The sequence below is a fragment of the Lentzea kentuckyensis genome (assembly GCF_002150765.1).
Lineage (GTDB): Bacteria > Actinomycetota > Actinomycetes > Mycobacteriales > Pseudonocardiaceae > Lentzea > Lentzea kentuckyensis.
Genome location: NZ_MUYM01000011.1, coordinates 519 through 1071 on the forward strand (window position 1 = coordinate 519; position 553 = coordinate 1071).

At 68.9% G+C, this 553-nt stretch carries 1 protein-coding gene; it reads right to left on the reverse strand.

The window, feature by feature from the left end:
• Nucleotides 1–553, reverse strand: a 553-nt coding sequence (locus tag B0F77_RS06475) for a VWA domain-containing protein (RefSeq protein WP_143466604.1), incomplete at both ends; no start/stop codon positions are given.

Consider the following 553-nt stretch of genomic DNA (forward strand, 5'->3'; position numbering starts at 1 on the left):
CGGCACGGGCCTGGCCGGGTCGGCCTCCCGCTTGAGGGTCTCGATCAACGTCGCGGTGTCGATCGACGAACCGGTGTCGTCGTTGCGACCGTCGGTCATCAGCACCACGGAGTTGACCTTGGACGGGTCGTAGCCCGACAGGACGTGGCGGAAGGCCGCCAGTGTCGTGTCGTTCAACGCCGTCCCGCCGCCGACCAGTCCGGGCAGCTGCGAGGCGCCGGCCTCCAGCCGCTTGCGGCGCGTCACACCGGCCAACGGCTCACCGAGGGGCCCCAGCGGGACCAGCTCGATCCAGTCGTTCGGCGGCTTCTTCTGCGTCGAGAACGCCCACAGGCCGATCTGCGTGGTGTCCGGCAGCATCGACAACGCGGTCATGGACGCCTGGGTGGCGGCCTCGATCCGGGTCTTGCCGTTGCCGCTCTTCTCGATCATCGAGCCGGAGACGTCGATGACGGTCAGCATGCGCATGTCGAGGCTGATGGCGCCCCACGTGCGCAGCAGTTCGGAGACCTGGTCGGCGTTCGGGGTCTCGATCAGCTTCACGTCGCCGGCC